The sequence below is a fragment of the Labilithrix luteola genome, assembly GCF_001263205.1.
GTDB lineage: Bacteria > Myxococcota_A > Polyangia > Polyangiales > Polyangiaceae > Labilithrix > Labilithrix luteola.
The window spans coordinates 484,515-501,018 of record NZ_CP012333.1 but is presented as its reverse complement, the minus strand read 5'-3'; the positions used below and the strand labels follow the sequence as shown (position 1 = coordinate 501,018).

Below are 16,504 nucleotides of genomic sequence, written 5' to 3'. Positions count from 1 at the left end.
AAGAGAGGCGTGTGACGAACGCCTTCTCCTTCGACAACTCGTACGCTCGGCTGCCTGGTCATTTCCACGCACGCATCGCCCCCACGAGCGTGCAGGCCCCGAAGCTCGTCAAGGTCAACCGCGGCCTTGCCGAGCTCCTCGGCATCGATGCCGATCGGTTGGCGAGCCCGGAAGGCGTGGCGTGGCTCTCGGGCAATGCCGTTCCCGAAGGAGCCGAGCCCGTCGCGCTGGCCTACGCCGGTCATCAGTTCGGTCACTTCGTTCCCCAGCTCGGCGACGGTCGAGCCATCCTCCTCGGCGAGGTCATCGGCAAAGACGGTGTTCGCCGCGACATCCAGCTCAAGGGGGCAGGGCGCACGCCGTTCTCGCGAGGAGGCGATGGGCGAGCGGCGCTGGGCCCCGTCTTGCGCGAGTACGTGGTGAGCGAGGCGATGGCGGCGCTCGGTATCCCCACGACCCGCGCGCTCGCGGCCGTCGTCACCGGAGAGCACGTTGCGCGCGAGGTGATGTTGCCAGGCGCGGTGCTCACGCGCGTCGCCTCGAGCCACCTCCGCGTGGGCACGTTCGAGTTCTTCGCGGCGCGTGACGATCGCAAGGCGCTCGAGACGCTGACGTCGTACGCCCTGGCGAGGCACTATCCGGAGCAAGCCGGCACCGGGAACGATGCGCTCGCGTTGCTCGAACGCGTCATTCGCGCCCAGGCGGAGCTCGTGGCGCGCTGGCTCGGCGTGGGGTTCATCCACGGCGTGATGAACACGGACAATACATCCATCTCCGGCGAGACTATCGACTACGGACCGTGTGCGTTTCTCGACGAATACGATCCGCGGAAGAAGTTCAGCTCGATCGATCGCGGAGGTCGATACGCGTTCGCGAATCAGCCGCGCATCGCGCAATGGAACCTGACGCGCCTCGCCGAAGCGATTCTCCCCCTGCTCGCCGAAGAAGAAGAGAAGGCCGTGGAGCTCGCAACCGAACGGCTCAACGGCTTCGTCGCGCTGTTCGAGCAGGCGCACGCGCGTGTGCTGCGGGCGAAGCTCGGTCTGGTTCGGGAAGAAGAGGGCGACATGCAGCTCGCCTCCGATCTGCTCGAACGAATGGCTGCGAGCTCCGTCGACTACACGCTCTTCTTCCGGAGGCTGTGCGACTCGGCGCAATCGTCCGATGCCGACGCGCGCATCGGCAGGATGTTCGCGGACCCGGGCGCGTTCCTCGAATGGGCCGAGCGCTGGCGGCAGAGACTCGCCAAAGAAGTCGCCGAACCCGTCGCGCGTGCCGAGGCCATGCGCCAAGTGAATCCGGCGTTCATTCCGCGTAACCACCGCGTCGAAGAAATGATTCGTGCTGCCGTCGAGCGCGACGACTTCGCGCCGTTCGAGACGCTGGTGCGCGTGCTGGCGCGGCCGTTCGACGATCAGCCGGAATTCGAGTCGCTTCGTGAGCCTCCGCTGCCGGAAGAGCGCGTCGAGCGAACGTTCTGCGGAACGTGAACTCGGCTGACCAGGGTGGCCCCGAAGGCGACCAGGTCACTCGCTTTGTCGGGGTGAGGGCGAGCAGGTGACGCAGTCAGGCCCACGGGCGCACACCGAAATTGGGGTGGCGCGGCGTCGTTCGCTCGTTCCTCGGTTAGCCTCCTTCTGAGAAGCGAAGGCGACGCTCGCGCGTCAGCCGACCGAGGAGGATGCATGCGAAGCGTTGACTTGAGCTTGAGGGGATTGTCGTTCGTGGTTCTGACGGCCGCCATCGTCGTGGCGTGTGGAAGCTCGGACGATTCGTCGAGCGAGAACACGACCGGCGCGAAGGGCGGACCGGGCGGCGGGAGCGCTCTGTGTGGCGTCAACGGCACCAACCAATGTGGGAACCAGCAGTGCGATGCGACGCTCGGATGCGTCGAATGCACGGCCGATAGCCAGTGCCCAGCCTCGGCACCTCTCTGCGTCAGCGGGAGGTGTGGTGGCTGTCGCTCGAACACGGATTGTGGGGCGGCCGCGCCGGCGTGCTTCCCAGGCGACCGGCAATGCCACGTTGCGTGCAAGACCAACGCGGACTGTCCGAAGAACGCGCAACTCTGCAACACGGCCAATGGCACGTGCGTCGGCTGCAATACGAATACTGACTGCCCGGCGACGGCACCGCTTTGCGATCCGACCTCGCAGAAGTGCGTGCAGTGCGAGTCCAACACCGATTGCGGGGCCACGGCGCCTCGATGCCTCGCGTCGAAGCACACCTGCGTCCAGTGCACTTCGAACGCCGACTGCGGGACGTCCGCTCCGATTTGCGACCCCGAAGATTTCAAGTGCCGCGCGGGCTGTACCAACGACAGCCAGTGCCCGGCAACCGCGTCGAAGTGCAACGCCGGGACGTCGTCGTGCGTTCAATGTTTGACCAATGCAGACTGCGCGGGGACCTCGACGAAGGTCTGCGGACCGCGGGGCCGCTGCGTTGCCTGTTTGTCCGATACCGATTGCGCGGCGCCGACCCCGCTCTGCGATACGCAGCACGACGTTCGCACCTGCGTGCAATGCGTTCGCGACAAGGATTGCGGTCCGAACGGCAACTGCGACAACGGCACCTGCAAGTAGACGGCACGCGTGAAGGCTCCCGGGCGCCGATCGTTCGGCGCCCGGGAGCCCGCCTCAGTTCACGACGCTTGGCTTGACGGGGCTGATGGGACGCAGCCCCGTTCCGCCCGGGTAACCGTAGCTAGCGTAGTAATCGGTGCCCCAGACGGTCACCTCGAACGGCCCGCTGCTCGTGATCTCGTGGCGACCGTAGCCACACGTGCTGGCGCCGAACGACTGGCCGATATACGACGACGTGAGGAGCAGCCACGCGTACTCGTATTCGCCGGACGTGCCGATGGGGCGGAAATCCGAGATCTCCCCGGCGCAATCGAGGTTCACCGGTGCAAAGCCGCTCGCTGTCTTTCGACGTACGACGGTCAGCGTCGTCTGGGCAAACGTGAAGTCGGTGAAGAAGACGTAGCGGTCCAGGTACTGATCCGTCGCAACCACGTTGACGAACTCGGGATCGCCAGGCACCGCACCCGTGTGTCCGCCGCGATAGTCCGCGCTCGGCATGAAGGAGCCGACGAAGAACGGGTGCTGTTCGTCTTGGGAGCGCACGGTGAAGACCGTGCTCGTCTCGAACGTCGCTCGTTGCCCTGCCGCGAGCGTAGTCGGCGCGAAGCCGGGAGGCGAAGGGTCGTACGTGAGCGTCGTGCCGTCCACCGCCCCGACGACGGTGTAGAAGGCACTCTCTGGCCTCGAGTGCACGTCGTCCTTCGCGTCGAGGCTCCAGCGAGGGCGGAACGGAGCGACCGCGTATTCGTGTCCCCATTGCGAGGGCGGAGGAATCTGCTGTTGCATGAGATCGCAAGCCCACCATGTCGAGGGCACGAAGGAGCAATAGGCGCCGCCGAAGAGACCGACGGGCTTGTCGGCGTTCACGATGGTGCCCGTCAGGTCATCGTTCTGCGCGAGCTGGAGGACCTGGCCTCGCTGCAGCGTCCATGACTTCGTACGGCCCGCCGCGACGCCCACGACACCTTGGCCATCGGCAACATCGGCAATGGGCTTCATCGAAACCGTCGTGTCGTTCTCGGCCGCGACGATTTGCACATACCGAGGTCCGGCCATCTTGATCATGTCCGTGCCTTCGGAGCCCTCTCGGGTTGGCTCCCAGTCCGCGACCTCGACGCGCGTCGGGCTCACGGCGACGTAGCTCGTCTCCCACGACGAGATGGGCAAGAGCAGTGTGGCTGTCGGGTAATGCCCTCGAGCGCCGCCGTACGGGAAGATGGCATAGGCGCTGACGGGGACACTGGAGGCAATTCGGAATCCGCGATTGATGGATGTTCCCTTCTTCGTCACCGGCCCGTCGAGAGCGCTCTTCACGCCTGCCGGGCAAGGGGTCTGCGTATCGACAGACGATTGGGCCAGGAAGACGACCCCCATCTGACCCGGCGCCAGCGGGCCGTCGATGCGTGTATACGTCTCCGTTCCGTCGGCGTTCTTCTTCACGTCATAGATGGACTGGCTGATATCGAGGGGTTTGCCGTCCCATTCGCCCGTGAGCGTGGCCGGTTGATCCCAGGTGTTTGCGACGAGTGCGGCGTAGCAAGCACCGACGAGGTCGTCCGGCGCGACGGCGTAGAATGCGCACCCGGTCGAGCCCTTGGAGACCTCGGCCGCCAAGCACGCATCGACACAGTGTCCGTCACCGCAACCCTTACCGGCCTCGCAGGTTTCGACGATCTCGCCCGTTTGGCCGCCGCCGCATCCTCGATAGACAGTCTTCAGATCGCGTGAGCAATAGAGACTGCTGGTGCAGGATGCATCGATGTCGACGCCACCTTCGCCACCGTCGCCGGCGATCAAGAGCGGCGGTGCCTCGCCAAAACTACCTCGGTCTCCGCCGCAGCCTTGGCCGTGGAACGCGAGCGCCAGGAGACCGAGGAAGACGAGGGGGGCGGCCCTGCGTACCGAGTTTCGTTTCATGGCAACTTCACCGTAAGCGGTACGGGGTGCGGATCGGAGTCGGTCGTGCCTTGTCCCAGCTCGCCGCGCGTGTTGCTGCCCCAGCACTTCACATCACCTGTCTTCAAGAGCGCGCATTTCGAATTGTCGGTCGCCGCGATCTGAACCACATGGCCTTCGAGCGCCTTCGCTTCGGTGAAGATCATCGACAATTGCGTGTCGCCCGTTGCGAGACCTCCGTTGACGTTGTCGCCACAGCACTGGACGGTGCCGTCGCTCATGCGGACGCACGTTCCGGTCGTGTTGAGGCCGAGCGCGAGCTCGCGCGGAGACGCGTTTCCCCTTGTCTTGGCGAGGGTCGGCAGCTTGGCTGTCGTGTTCGCGCCCGTCCCGTCGCAGATGTAGACGTTGGGGGTGCCGTGCGTCCAGCACTCGACCTGGCCCTGAACGATGGCGCACGCATGCGATTCGCTCGAGCTGAAGGTGGTGACGCCTTCGAGCGCCAGCTCGATGGGATATGGAGCTGCGGAATTCGCGACGGTGTCGCGTCCCGAGTACGTGCTCCACTCGACGATGCGCTGGTTCTTCGTGATGACGAACGGGCCGCCCGCCGTACCGAAGCGGGCCCCGGGATACGGAGCGAGGCGATCGGCGAGCCCAGGCTCCGCGATCATGGAGTTCTTGAGCGTGCTTCGGGCGAGGTAGCCGACTGTGTCGGCGCCGTTTGCGCCCCAACACCAGAGCTCGTCGCCGTCGAGCGTGGCGCACGCCGAAGCGAAGAACGAAGAGAGGGAGTAGACATCCACGCGGCGCGCAGGCCCTGGGAGCGTGACGGTCTGGGGCACGGGGTGAGGGGTCGTGTCCTGACCCCAGCTTCCGGTGATCTTACCGATGCCCCGGTGGCATTGTCGCCCCAGCACTTTACCGCGCCGTCTTTCGATACGGCGCATGACGTTCCGGATTGGACGTCGACCTGCACGACGTCGGTGAGGCCCTCCACGGTTCCCGGGTTCGGGCCCGCGTCGGCCGAGAACCCGCCATCGTCTTGGCCGAGGCCTAGTTGGCCTCGGGAGTTGTTTCCCCAGCATCGAACCGTGCCGTCGGAGATGCGCGCGCAGTAGTGACTCGTACCGGCGGCGATCTGCGTTACGCACGGGGTCACCGAGCACTCCACGCTCTCGTCGATGGGCGGTGCGCTCACATCCGAATTGGTGCCCGCGTCGCCAGGGATGGTGGCGTCGCTCTGGGCGGGCGGCAACGAGGCGCCCGTCTCGCCGGCGCCGTCGGGGGCGTCAACGAACGAAGGGGTCTCCGAGCTGCTGCAAGCCGCAATGGCGAGGAGAACGGCCGAACCAGCCGCGAGCGCGAGGAACAGATGCAGTCGGTGGGATCTCATGGATTCAGCAACTTTCGAAGAGCGATGCCTTTTCCGACGACCCAGAGTGCGTGATCGTCACCCCAGATATCCAAGAGATCTTGGGTAATCGGAAGCGACGTCGCGGTGACTGCCGCTATCTTCCACGTCGTGCCGTCGAAATGATTGATGCGTCCGAAGTCGCCGACCGACCAGGCTTCGTTCTCACCGGAAACCCAAATCGCATTTCGTGCGACGCTGTCTCCGAAAGAGAACGCATCACACGTCCATGCCGTCGACGACATCATCTCGTCGAACGTGGCGACCGCGTACCGCTCTGCGTTGTAACCGCTGGCGAGCCAGATTCGGTTCCCGCGTGCACCCGCCGCGATAGGGAACCATGACGGCCGCCCATCGGGAGGCATGCCGGCATTGAACATGAACCACCAGCACGGAGTACGATCGTCCCAGTTTGGCGTAATCGAGTTGTACATCTCGGTCCAAACGGCCGTTCCGTCTGGGTGCACGTCCCGATGCTTGACTGACGCTGGAAACTTGAGGTCCGGGTCTGGTTGGTTAATGCCGCGGGCTCTGCCTACGACGTAGACGTCGCCGCTCGACGTACCAAGCACTTTGGTCCATTGACTGCGGGAAAAGGTGTCGGGGGGGAGCGTGTCACCGGTGGAGAGGTCGGTTTCGAGAGCCCACGCCGGATTGCTCCCCGGACCGAGATACCGGAGGACTCGGCTCACGCTGTATCCAAACCCGTTCACGTTGTGCTCACGAAAACCGGCTATCCAAATGTTCGTGGGACTGGTGCCGCCGATCGTGCCGAAGGTCGTCGTCAGGTCGCCCGGAAGCGAGTCGAGTGGAGTGAGCGTCCACGCGAGCGATGCGGAGCTCGAGCCGCTGCCGTGGAGAATCCCCGCCGCGCTGCTTACCCAAAGATCCGTTGGGCCGCTGCCCCAAATCGCGTAGAGAGGATCGGTGCCGGGGCGCGCCACGGTCCACGACGTGCCGTCCCATCGAAGGATGTTGCCTTCCGTGCTGACGGCCCAGACGGTCCCCTGACCGTCGCCCCATACGCCCACGAGCGTTGCCTTCCCGGCGTTGCTCGGCAGCGCGAGTCGACACCAGCCTTCTTTGCTGCACGTCGGGACCGCAGCATCTGCATCGACGGCCGCGTCCTCGCTTCCGCCTTCCTTGCCCGCATCGGAACTGCCGCCATCCGGCGCGGCACCGTCGAGCGTGGTCGATCCCGCGTCGGTGTCTGTCTCGGACGTCGGTTGCTTGTTCGTCGACGACGATTCGTCGTTCGCGCACGCGGCGGCCGCAAGAAGGCCGACGAGGAGCAACGACCCGCTTTTCGAAACCGTGACCCAGCTCACTGCACACCTCCGCCTGCATCGCTCTGCGTAGGGTGCTGGAGCCGAAGGATGGCGCCCGCACCAACGGCCCATACGTCGCCACCGCTGCCCCAGACGCCATGGAGGTCGGGTAGGCTGTGGCCGGGAACGAACGTCGGCGCATGCGTCCACCTTTGTCCGTCCCAATGCAGAATCGTCGCGCGGTCACCGACGACCCAGAGATCGTTCGACGAGGTGCCCCAGATTCCGGAGAGGTCCACGTCCGTCGGAACCGGAACGATGTCGAATCGGGGAATCGGACCGCCCGAATAGCGACGGACGGTGCCTTGTTTGCCGACCGTCCACACGTTGCCGTCCGAGAACCCAATGATCGACGTGAGCTCGACGCTCGTCTGCGGGTCGAGCTGTTGCCACGCGGCATTCCTCATCGCCGTTGGCGCGAGTGACCAGAAGCCCAACGAGCGCTGCGCAAGTGCTTTCGGACCGACGCGCCAGAGGTCGGTGCCGTTGCTCCAGAAGGCATCCATCATGACGGTGTTTCCGGCCGAGGTCCACGTGGGCTTCGTGGACATGCCACTGAGGGCCCAGATGCTTCCCGGCACCGTTGCGCCCGGCTGCCAGAACGTTCCGCCGCCCACCATCAAGATGGTTTGATCGGGCGACATCCAAGCGGCCGGGAACGGTGCGTTGTAGCTGGGAGTCGGTCGAATCGCGGCCCCCGCGAAGGTGAAATCCGTTCCGAGGGGGCCGGTGCCGTGCCAGATGGCCGTGCCGCTGCCGATGAACCAGACGTCGTTCGGGCTGGTGACCCAGAGTGAATAGAGCGACTCCCGTCTCTCGATCGGCACCGGCGACCAGGTGCTGCCGTCGTAGTGCAGGATCGTACCGCCTGCCCCCACGGTCCAGACGTCGTTCTTGCTCGAACCGCGTACTGCGAAGAGTGTATAGCGCGAATCCAAATCGGCGTTCTCGGCGCAGAACGTCGCGCTCGCGCAATCCTTTGCCACGAAACACGTGGGCTCGGTCACGTCGCCGCTGCAGGCGGCATCCGTTGCCGCGTCGCTCGGCAAGAGGCCGCCATCGCCGATGGCTTCCCCACCTGCCTCCGTCGCCTCGGACGGGAGTGCCGTGCTCGCGCCGTCGTGGGAGTCAGCGACGTCGTTCGACTCGGCGCAGGCCGAGACGAGATGCGCGCTGCTCGCAGCCATGACGAGCGTTGACAGAAAGAGAACCCTTCGGTTCATTTGGTCGGTCCCTCGTCGTCACAAGGTTTGGTCAAACAGGTGCCGCCGACGCACGGCTGCCCGTCGGACGAGTCGCAGGCGTTCGTGCACGAGCCACAATGGTTGGGATCGCGTGCGATGTTGGTCTCGCAGCCGTTGGCCGACTTGGAATCGCAATCGGACCAGCCCACGTCACAATCCAGGCCGCAGACACCGCTCCGACAAACCGGCGTGGCGTGCGTGGGCACGGCCGACGACGAGGCACCTGGGCAAATGATTCCGCATCCTCCGCAGTTCGTCGGATCGGTCAGGATGTCGACGCAGTACGCCCCGATGCACTCCGTCTCGCCCGGCTCGCAGATGCATCGATAATCCCCGGTTTGAGGCCGGTACTCGCAACGCTGACCGGGGTTGCACGTCTTTCCGCACGAACCACAATTTGGCTCCGCATTGAGCTGGACCTCGCAGCCGTCGGACTCGTAGTGTTTGGTGACCCAATCGTCGTTGCAGTCGGCCCAGCCGTCCACGCAACCGATCTTTCCGCATTCTCCACCACCGCAGCCATACGCCATATGAGGAGGCGGCGGGGGCAGGTTGGAGTGGTCACAAGCGTGGCCGCACGCACCGCAGTTGAGGGCGTTATTCGATAGGTTGACGCAGCGGCCATCGCAAAGGCTCAGCGGCGGGGTGCAACCGCATTTCCCGTCCAAGCAAGGAATGCCCGGTCCACAATCGTTGCCGCATGCACCGCAGTTCTTCGGGTCTTGCTTGACGAGTGTCTCGCACCCGTCGTCGACGAGACCATTGCAATCGATGGCTTCCGCACCACAACTTCCCACGCAAACGCCGTTGTTGCAGTGGGTGGGGAGGCGAATCTGGTCATAGTTCGGACAGACGATTCCGCATCCGCCGCAATTGTTGTCATCGGACGAAAAGTCGATATCGCATTTGAAGCGACTCGTGGTGCACGTGCCGAGCGGCGCCGGGCACTCGCTCGCCATGCACATCACCTGAGCAGGCAGCGACACGTCGGCGCCCGCCTCGGGCGGAGGCGTGAACGAGGGTGCCCCAGAGCCGGCATCCGGAAAGCCGTCTCCGATGTCGACGGGCGTCTCGCTCACGGCGCACGCGGCGACGAGCGCGATGGGAAGCGAGGCCTTGAGCAGCCAAATGCAGGCGCGAGGGAGCCTACGGCCCGTGGCCGTGAGGGCAGGGCGGTGCCTGGAATTCACGTGAGTCTCCTTCAATCGTGCGGCGGGGACTTGGCGATGACGAGTGCGACGCGCGACGCGTAGGCACTGTTCGGATTCGCGCTCATGAAGCGTCGGCCGAGAGCGACGGCGGCAGCGTGATCGCCGGCCCGATCCAGGGCTTCGACGCGCAGGGCCGTGGCCTCTTCGTCGAGCGCTCCACCGGGAAAGCGACGTGCGTAGTCATCGAGTACAGCGAGCGCTTCTCGACCTTCGTGGGCAGCGACGTGTCGTCGTGCGGAGTCCACGAGGCGAATCTGTTCGGCGATGGAATTGAGCGGGCGAGGGGACGCCGCCTCGGGCGCCGTCGCTGCTTCGAGGCTCGAGCGCGTCGAGGCCGTCGTGGGCTCCGCAGACGGAGCTGGAACGCTGCGCGGCCGGTTCGGTTTCGACGGGACCTGCGAGGAGGGCAACTGGTCGACGGCGATCGAGGGAATCTCGGGAGGAGAGTCGTTCACCGCATGAGGAGATGGTTCACCCGACGCGGCGAAAGGAGCGGGCGTGGCCGCGCTGACCATGGCATCGGTCGTCTTCGTGGCGTTGCCTCCGGTCAGGCGGAATGCGACGACCGCGAGGCCCACGACGATGGCACCGAAGAGCGAGCCTTTCATCCACGAGCTGCGCATCGCGGAGAGCGAGCCCGTGGCGAGTGTGGAGGAGGCGGCGATGGCGTCGAGAACGCGGCGCTCCGACGTTGCCATGCGGCTGGCGCCGTCGCTGCGCGCTGTCTCGAACAGCGTCTCGAGGTAGTTGTCGATATCGTCGTTCATCGCGGTCCTCGTGCTCGTTCGCGTCGAACGAGCTCGGCCATCGTGTCGCGTGCTCGGGCGAGGCGCGAAGCGACGGTCCCTTGAGGGAGTTCCAGAATTTCGGCGGCATCGCGCGCGGTCACTTGTTCGATCGCGCAGAGAGTCAACACGGCGCGCAGCTCGAAGGGCAGCTGACCGAGCAGGCGGTCGAGGGTTTCGAGCCGTTGCCGCTCGTCCCACTGTTCTTCGGGCGTCGGTGCGGAGTCGCGCACCTCGTCGATGGCGTCATCGCTCTCTTCGCGGCGACGCGAACGAGAACGGCGCGCCGTCGCGAGCATGCGAAACGCGGTTCGGAAGAGAAAGCGCTTCTCGCTCTCGGGAGCGACGTCGTCGACGCGCTTCGAGAAGACGAGAAAGACTTCTTGGGCAACGTCGTCGGCGTCGGCTTCCGAGGCCCCCAAACGGCGGAGTGACCGCCAGACCGGGGGATAGTGGGTCCGGACGGCGAGCCTCACCCTTTCGGACGTGGACGTCATCGTGACCATCTCGCGCTCCGCCGGAGCGGAGAACGTCGAAGCCATGTTGCTCTTATGCCGCTCGAGAAACGTTTGATCGAACAATCCGCGAGCTCGCTGCGAATTCGCGAGCGTGACGAAGGGCGGGTTTGGCCTCGGGCCGAAACGCCCTGAAATCCAGGCTAGAAGCGTAGCCCCAGACCGGCTCCGACCTGAAACGAAGCGGCCGGTACGGTGTAGAGCTTCGAGCCGCCGAAGGTGACCGTGTAGCGCGTCAGTGGCACGACGAGGCCACCCTCGAGCTCGACGAAGAACGAGCCTGCCTTTCGGTCGCCAATGATCCACGGGGCCTCGGCGTCAACGCGCGCAAGCACGGCCGTATGAGCCCAGAACTTCGTCGCGGTCCGAGGTCGGCCGCCTTCGGGACCCGAGATGCTGACGAAGCCGACATCGCCTTCCAGGCACGGGCGAGCGCCCGCCCACGAAGCCAAGCTGAGGCGGAGGGGGCAGATGCCGAGTGAGCCGGCGCTCCAGTGGACGCGCGCGCCTGGGAGGCCGGGCGCGTCGCCCAACGACGGATCGAGGTGCGTTGGAATCGACGACTCGAACGCGATGCGCGCCGAAGGGGCGAAGATGCCGCGCGACGCTCGCGCCACGTCGAAGAACGAACGGAGCGTCCATAGCGACTTGGAGGTCACGCCGCCTACGAGGGCTCCTTGCACGCCGACCGACATTCGAAGGGGAGATGGGCGGGCCGGTGTTCGCTCGGGCGCTTGGCGTGGGGCGATCGGTGTCTCGTGTTTTGGACGTGGCGCCTGTCGCTCGTTCTCGAAGGCGATGGCCGCCATGAGGGCGAGCCCGTCGACGACCTCGTCACATCGATCGGCCTCGAGAGTCCGTGTCACCGACGTGCGGTCGGGACGGACGAGCACGAGCACGCCCGAAATGGCTGCTCCTGCCGCCGTGTTCCTTTCGAGCGCGACGTGCACGGCCGTGAACACGCGCGTGTCGTCGAGGGCGTCGGGCACGCGTGCGACGAGCGCTCGCCGGAAGGCGTCGGCCGTCGGGCATTCGGGCGGCGCGACGTAAACGAGATCGACCGCCGCGCCGCCCACGGCTTCGGCACGCGCTGCGCGCGTCGTCCACGACGCGAAAATCGCGACGAGGAGAAGCCGAGCGATGACGCGAACACGGCGCGAACCCACGATCGCCGGCAGGATACTCCAGGCGGCGAGGTTCGACCCGCGTGACGCGGTGTGTCGTGGACCGCATCCGAGACGCTCCGTGGGCTGGATGCGGTCCGTGCTTTGTGCCAGAGGAGGGGGGCGGCGAGGAACACGTGCGACGCATCGTAGAGATGCTCGCAACGTGCGCGACCGCGGAGAGAACGGCGGATGAAAAACGGTGGGATGGTCTTGTACGCGTATGCGTGCGCGAGCGGGCTCGTTGCTCTCGCAGCGCTGAATTGTGGATCAGGCGTACGGGAAGACGCGAAAGAATCTCCGCCCCAGCCCGAGAAGAGCACGGCGGAGGCCGGTATCGACCCCGTGGTCGAGACCGACGGCGGAGCGCCCGATGCCGCGATCGAGGCCGGTACGCCGCGTTTCGCGACGAAGCCCGCCGACTGGACCTTGCCGGTTTACGGCGACGGCGTCTATGCACCGAACCAGCTCGGCATGGACGGCTGCTGGAGCACGCTCGATATCGACGGGGACCACAAACCCGATCTCGTCGCCACCTGCGATCCAGCGAAGTTCCAGACAGCGTTCGGCACGACCGAAGCGCCGCTCTGGAAGGTCTACAAGAACACCGGCACGGGATTCGACCGCAACGCCGTCGACTGGCCCGTCCCGGTCCACTCGAAAGGCCTTTACGCGACGAATCTGAATACGGGCAGCAATGTCTGGACGACGATGGATATCGACGGCGATGGGAAGCTCGACCTCGTCGTCACGTCCGATCCGAAGGGTTTCTACGAGCCCTTTGGCACGTCTGCTGCGCCGCTCTGGAAGGTCTACAAGAATACCGGCTCGGGATTCGAGCGGAATTCGATCGATTGGACGATTCCCGTTTATCAAGACGGAATCAGCGCCACATCCGCGTCGACGGCGCTCGGCCGTCATTGGACGACGATGGATATCGACGGTGACGGCAAACCGGAAATCGTCATCACCGCGGATCCGAGTACGGGCGGCAAGGTCTTCGGGACGAGCGGCGCTCCCGTGTGGAAGATCTTCCGTAACACGGGCACGGGCTTCGACCGCACGGGCATCGACTGGGCCGTCCCGGCCGACTCGGGGACGTACGGCATCAACGATGCAAACGTCTCCACGGCCGACCGTCAATGGTCGACGACGGACATCGACGGCGATGGAAAGCCCGATCTCGTGATGTCGTCGGACCCGGCTCGTTCCAACGTGCCGTTCGGGTCGGAGACGGCGCCAGCGTGGAAGATCTACAAGAACCTCGGCACCGGATTCGATCGCTCGGGTACCGATTGGCGCGTTCCGGTGACTCCGGAGCGCATCGATCGGACGTCTTCGATGTCGAGTGGCCGCCGATGGTCGACGCTCGATCTGGACGGCGATGGAAAGGCGGACCTCGTCGTCACGACCGATCCCTCCGGCGGAGACAAGCCGTACGGAACGGACTCGTCGCCGATCTGGCGCCTCTATCCGAACACCGGAAGCGGCTTCGACACGACCGCCCTCGCCTGGAAAATCCCCAGTCAGCGCGAAAGCATCAACGCCACCACGTCGGGCGATCTGAGCACGAGCTGGGCCACGATCGACCTCGATGGCGACGGACGACTCGATCTCGTCGTCACGGAAGACCCCGATCTCGCCAAGCACAAGCAGCCGTTCGGCACCCAGGCCGCGCCCGTCTGGCACTTCTACCGCGGCACCCGCTGAGCCCGAGAGTCCCGGGCTCCCGGCGAAGCCTGGGCCCGCCGCGGCGATCGTTTCGAGCACGATCGTGAGGTCGGTACGATAGACTGCCGGCCGAAATGCATCGGTGTCGGGCGACATCGCGCGCGAGGGCGCTCGTTCATGCCGCCCTCGTCGTGGGAGCTCTCGTCGCCTCGTTCGCATGGTTTGGGCGTGCTGCGCGTGCCGAGGCCCCGGATGCGACGAACACGACGTTTGCCCTGTCGTGGCACTCCCGAGCGCGCGCGGCCTGCGTCACCGAACCGGCGCTTCGTTCCGCCGTGGCCGAAAAACTCGGGCGCTCGCCCTTCGCGGATCGCGCACACGCCGACATTCTCATCGACGGCGAAGAGAGCGCTGCGGACGACACGCGGTGGAGGGCTCACATCGCACAGCGTGATCGCGGAGGCACGCTCCTCGGCGAGCGAGAGATCCATGCGAAGAGCTGCGCGAGCCTCTTGCGAGCGGCCACCGTCGTCGTGGCGCTCTTCATCGATCCGAATCGCGAGCAGGAGCCGGTGGCCGAAGAGCCTCCTCCTCGAGCGACGCACGAAACGGTCGAGCCGTCTCCGAACGAGACCGCGCCAGCTCCACCGCCCGCGCCCGTGGTGGCGCTTCCTCGGCCGATGATCGCGAAGCCGAGCGCGTCCGTGAGCGTGCCGACCCCCTTCCAGCTGAGGCTCGGCGCAGGGATCTCGGGCGAGACGGGCCTGCTCCCTTCGTTCTCCGGCTCCGTCCTCGCGCTGGCTCGTCTGGAGAAGCCAGGCTCGCGCCTCAGCTTCGACTGGGCCTTGTCGTATGCGTGGCCGCAGACGCTCGAGCAGGGCCCGGTCCGCGGACACTTCTCCGTCCTCGAGCAGCGCCTGCGCGGATGTGTGGCCTTCGTGGACGCCCGTGTGATTCGCGGCGATGCCTGTGCGGGCGGCTTCTTTGGAGCAATCATTCCCCGAACGGTCGGTGTGCTCGACCGTAGCGACGCTTGGCGGCGCATCGGCGGTCCCACGGCGGCGGTCGCCTTCCAGGTTCCACGAGGGCCGACGGCAGTGAGGCTCGAGCTCGGGCTCGACGTCCCCATCCAGCGGTACGCATTCACCTACGTCAGCAACGAGGGGGAGTCGAAGCGCTTCTATACGACTGACCGAACCGCGGTTTTCGTAGCCTTCGGGGGTCTGCACACGATTTTGTAATAATGGCCTCCGGGGATGGAGATAACCGCGCCGTGCACCCATCCCCTGTCGCTTCGTTCGTCTCGTCCGGAGGGGCAGCGGTGGACGTTCCGTTGACCGGTTCCCCCGACGCAGAAGCGATCTTTCGCGAGTACGCCCCTTACGTACACCGGGTCCTCCGGCACCTGGGGGTGGCCTCCGAAGACATCGACGACGTCATGCAGGACGTCTTCATCGTCGTGCATCGGAAGGTCGCGGACTTCGAGCCGCGTGGCTCGCTCCGCGCGTGGGTCCATGGCATCGCCATTCGCGTCACCTCGCGCCATCGGCGTCGCCGGAGCCGCGTGCGGGAGACGGCAAAGGGCGACGCGCTCGACGCGATCGACCCGCGCACACCTGCCGAGACTCTCGACGCCCAGGACGCCCGCCGGATCCTGGCGGGGATCCTCGATCAACTGGATGACGACAAGCGCGCGGTGTTCGTCCTCTACGAGCTCGAGGAGCTCAGCATGCAAGAGGTTGCCGAGGCGGCGGAAATTCCGCTCCAGACGGCGTACTCGAGGCTGCGGGCCGCGCGTGAGCTCGTCTACGAAGCCGTTCGTCGTCACCAAGCCCGGGAGAATTTCCGATGAGCACCGATCCGCCGAGGATCCTGGACCTCGAAGGCGAGCAGCCGCGCGAGGTCGAGTTGATGCGCGCCCTGATTCACAAGCAACGTGACGACCTCGCTCCTCTCTCTGCCATGCCGAAGGCGCTGCAAGCGGCGCGCACCGGGCGTCGTGCCGGGGCGATCGGCAGTCGTTCGCTCTGGACGACGGTCTCTGCGCTGTCGGTCGTGGCCATCGTGACGAGCACATGGCTCGTCTCCTCGAATCACGTCGAACGGCATGCGGCATCGCCCGTGAACGTGCAGGCCACGGCCGCGCAGCAAGCGAGCCCCGTGGTCGCGCCACCCGTCGACTCGACCGCGGAGCGCACGGCCACGCAGGCGCCGGAACCGGCACTGGCTCCGGTGCCCGTCGGTTCGCTGCCTACGGCGAGTCGAGAGCGGGGACCCGCCCGCCCGGCGTCTTCGGCCGCCGAGTCGTGTGACGACGAAGTCGAGCGCGTAGACGAGGCGGACGGGGCGCTCCGAGCTGGGAATGCCAAGGGGGCGCTCAAGCTGATTCGTGACTTCGCTGCGAGGTGTCCGGCGGGCACGTTCGTGCAGGAGCGCGAACGCATCGGCATCGAGGCGCTCGCCAAGCTGGGACGCCTCGACGAAATGCGCGAGCGCGCTCGTGCTTTCGAGGCGCGCTTCCCGTCGTCACCGCATTTGCGGCGAGTTCGAAATATCGTCGACCAATATCGCGATTGATCGATTTGTTCATAATCGTCACGGACGCCTGGCATCACCGCAACATGGATCAATCGCGCATGGGCCAATCGAGGCTGGCTTCGTCGGCCGATGAAAGCTTGGCCCTCTCGAGCTGGGG

Annotated in this window: 15 protein-coding genes; 6 read left to right on the top strand and 9 right to left on the bottom strand. The window is 65.8% G+C overall.

The window, feature by feature from the left end; translation table 11 throughout:
• Positions 1–11 precede the first annotated feature (11 nt).
• A complete protein-coding gene (locus AKJ09_RS02350; protein ID WP_146645543.1) occupies positions 12–1,490 on the top strand; it encodes a protein adenylyltransferase SelO in 1,479 nt (492 codons plus the stop codon).
• 195 nt (positions 1,491–1,685) lie between these two features.
• Complete coding sequence (locus tag AKJ09_RS02345) at positions 1,686–2,582, top strand: hypothetical protein (protein ID WP_146645542.1); 897 nt, start codon at positions 1,686–1,688, stop codon at positions 2,580–2,582.
• Positions 2,583–2,636: 54 nt separating this feature from the next.
• On the opposite strand, the gene AKJ09_RS02340 is transcribed toward AKJ09_RS02345, so the two are convergent.
• The 9 genes from AKJ09_RS02340 to AKJ09_RS02300 all read right to left on the bottom strand — a co-directional run bounded on the left by AKJ09_RS02340 (position 2,637) and on the right by AKJ09_RS02300 (position 12,141).
• Positions 2,637–4,499: an IgGFc-binding protein gene (locus tag AKJ09_RS02340; protein WP_146645541.1), complete on the bottom strand. Its 1,863-nt coding sequence runs from the start codon at positions 4,497–4,499 to the stop codon at positions 2,637–2,639.
• A complete protein-coding gene (locus AKJ09_RS55995) occupies positions 4,496–4,684 on the bottom strand; it encodes a hypothetical protein (RefSeq protein WP_420814272.1) in 189 nt (62 codons plus the stop codon). Before AKJ09_RS55995 ends, AKJ09_RS02340 begins: the two co-directional genes overlap by 4 nt.
• 464 nt (positions 4,685–5,148) lie before the next feature.
• Positions 5,149–5,874 (bottom strand): RCC1 domain-containing protein, encoded by a 726-nt coding sequence (locus AKJ09_RS55990; protein ID WP_146645539.1) that lies wholly within the window; start codon positions 5,872–5,874, stop codon positions 5,149–5,151.
• Positions 5,871–7,220 (bottom strand): hypothetical protein, encoded by a 1,350-nt coding sequence (locus tag AKJ09_RS02325; protein WP_146645538.1) that lies wholly within the window; start codon positions 7,218–7,220, stop codon positions 5,871–5,873. Before AKJ09_RS02325 ends, AKJ09_RS55990 begins: the two co-directional genes overlap by 4 nt.
• Positions 7,217–8,443: a hypothetical protein gene (locus AKJ09_RS02320; RefSeq protein WP_146645537.1), complete on the bottom strand. Its 1,227-nt coding sequence runs from the start codon at positions 8,441–8,443 to the stop codon at positions 7,217–7,219. Before AKJ09_RS02320 ends, AKJ09_RS02325 begins: the two co-directional genes overlap by 4 nt.
• On the bottom strand, positions 8,440–9,654 hold the full coding sequence (locus AKJ09_RS02315; RefSeq protein WP_146645536.1) for a hypothetical protein: 1,215 nt from the start codon (positions 9,652–9,654) through the stop codon (positions 8,440–8,442). Before AKJ09_RS02315 ends, AKJ09_RS02320 begins: the two co-directional genes overlap by 4 nt.
• Before the next feature lie 11 nt (positions 9,655–9,665).
• Positions 9,666–10,442 (bottom strand): tetratricopeptide repeat protein, encoded by a 777-nt coding sequence (locus tag AKJ09_RS02310; RefSeq protein WP_146645535.1) that lies wholly within the window; start codon positions 10,440–10,442, stop codon positions 9,666–9,668.
• Positions 10,439–11,002, bottom strand: coding sequence for an RNA polymerase sigma factor (locus AKJ09_RS02305; protein ID WP_146645534.1), 564 nt, complete (start codon positions 11,000–11,002; stop codon positions 10,439–10,441). The genes AKJ09_RS02310 and AKJ09_RS02305 overlap by 4 nt, the downstream gene beginning before the upstream one ends.
• A gap of 116 nt (positions 11,003–11,118) precedes the next feature.
• Positions 11,119–12,141 carry a hypothetical protein gene (locus AKJ09_RS02300; protein ID WP_146645533.1) on the bottom strand — a complete coding sequence of 341 codons (1,023 nt, stop codon included), beginning with the start codon at positions 12,139–12,141 and terminating at the stop codon, positions 11,119–11,121.
• Positions 12,142–12,330: 189 nt separating this feature from the next.
• On the opposite strand from AKJ09_RS02300, the gene AKJ09_RS02295 reads away from it, so the two are divergent.
• The 4 genes from AKJ09_RS02295 (at position 12,331) to AKJ09_RS02280 (ending at position 16,386) form a co-directional block, all read left to right on the top strand.
• The gene (locus AKJ09_RS02295; protein ID WP_146645532.1) at positions 12,331–13,848 is read left to right on the top strand and encodes an FG-GAP repeat domain-containing protein; all 1,518 of its coding nucleotides are present in this window, start codon (positions 12,331–12,333) and stop codon (positions 13,846–13,848) included.
• 296 nt (positions 13,849–14,144) lie between these two features.
• On the top strand, positions 14,145–15,050 hold the full coding sequence (locus tag AKJ09_RS02290) for a hypothetical protein (protein WP_146645531.1): 906 nt from the start codon (positions 14,145–14,147) through the stop codon (positions 15,048–15,050).
• Positions 15,051–15,130: 80 nt separating this feature from the next.
• The gene (locus AKJ09_RS02285; protein WP_240488374.1) at positions 15,131–15,661 is read left to right on the top strand and encodes an RNA polymerase sigma factor; all 531 of its coding nucleotides are present in this window, start codon (positions 15,131–15,133) and stop codon (positions 15,659–15,661) included.
• A complete protein-coding gene (locus tag AKJ09_RS02280) occupies positions 15,658–16,386 on the top strand; it encodes a hypothetical protein (protein ID WP_146645529.1) in 729 nt (242 codons plus the stop codon). Before AKJ09_RS02285 ends, AKJ09_RS02280 begins: the two co-directional genes overlap by 4 nt.
• Positions 16,387–16,504 lie beyond the last annotated feature (118 nt).

Coding starts and splice junctions, on each gene's coding strand:
- AKJ09_RS02305 (WP_146645534.1), bottom strand. CDS start 11,002: ATGGCTTCGACGTTCTCCGCTCCGGCGGAGCGCGAGATGGTCACGATG.
- AKJ09_RS02280 (WP_146645529.1), top strand. CDS start 15,658: ATGAGCACCGATCCGCCGAGGATCCTGGACCTCGAAGGCGAGCAGCCG.
- AKJ09_RS02310 (WP_146645535.1), bottom strand. CDS start 10,442: ATGAACGACGATATCGACAACTACCTCGAGACGCTGTTCGAGACAGCG.
- AKJ09_RS02320 (WP_146645537.1), bottom strand. CDS start 8,443: ATGAACCGAAGGGTTCTCTTTCTGTCAACGCTCGTCATGGCTGCGAGC.
- AKJ09_RS02340 (WP_146645541.1), bottom strand. CDS start 4,499: ATGAAACGAAACTCGGTACGCAGGGCCGCCCCCCTCGTCTTCCTCGGT.
- AKJ09_RS02345 (WP_146645542.1), top strand. CDS start 1,686: ATGCGAAGCGTTGACTTGAGCTTGAGGGGATTGTCGTTCGTGGTTCTG.
- AKJ09_RS02295 (WP_146645532.1), top strand. CDS start 12,331: ATGAAAAACGGTGGGATGGTCTTGTACGCGTATGCGTGCGCGAGCGGG.
- AKJ09_RS55995 (WP_420814272.1), bottom strand. CDS start 4,684: ATGATCTTCACCGAAGCGAAGGCGCTCGAAGGCCATGTGGTTCAGATC.
- AKJ09_RS55990 (WP_146645539.1), bottom strand. CDS start 5,874: ATGAGATCCCACCGACTGCATCTGTTCCTCGCGCTCGCGGCTGGTTCG.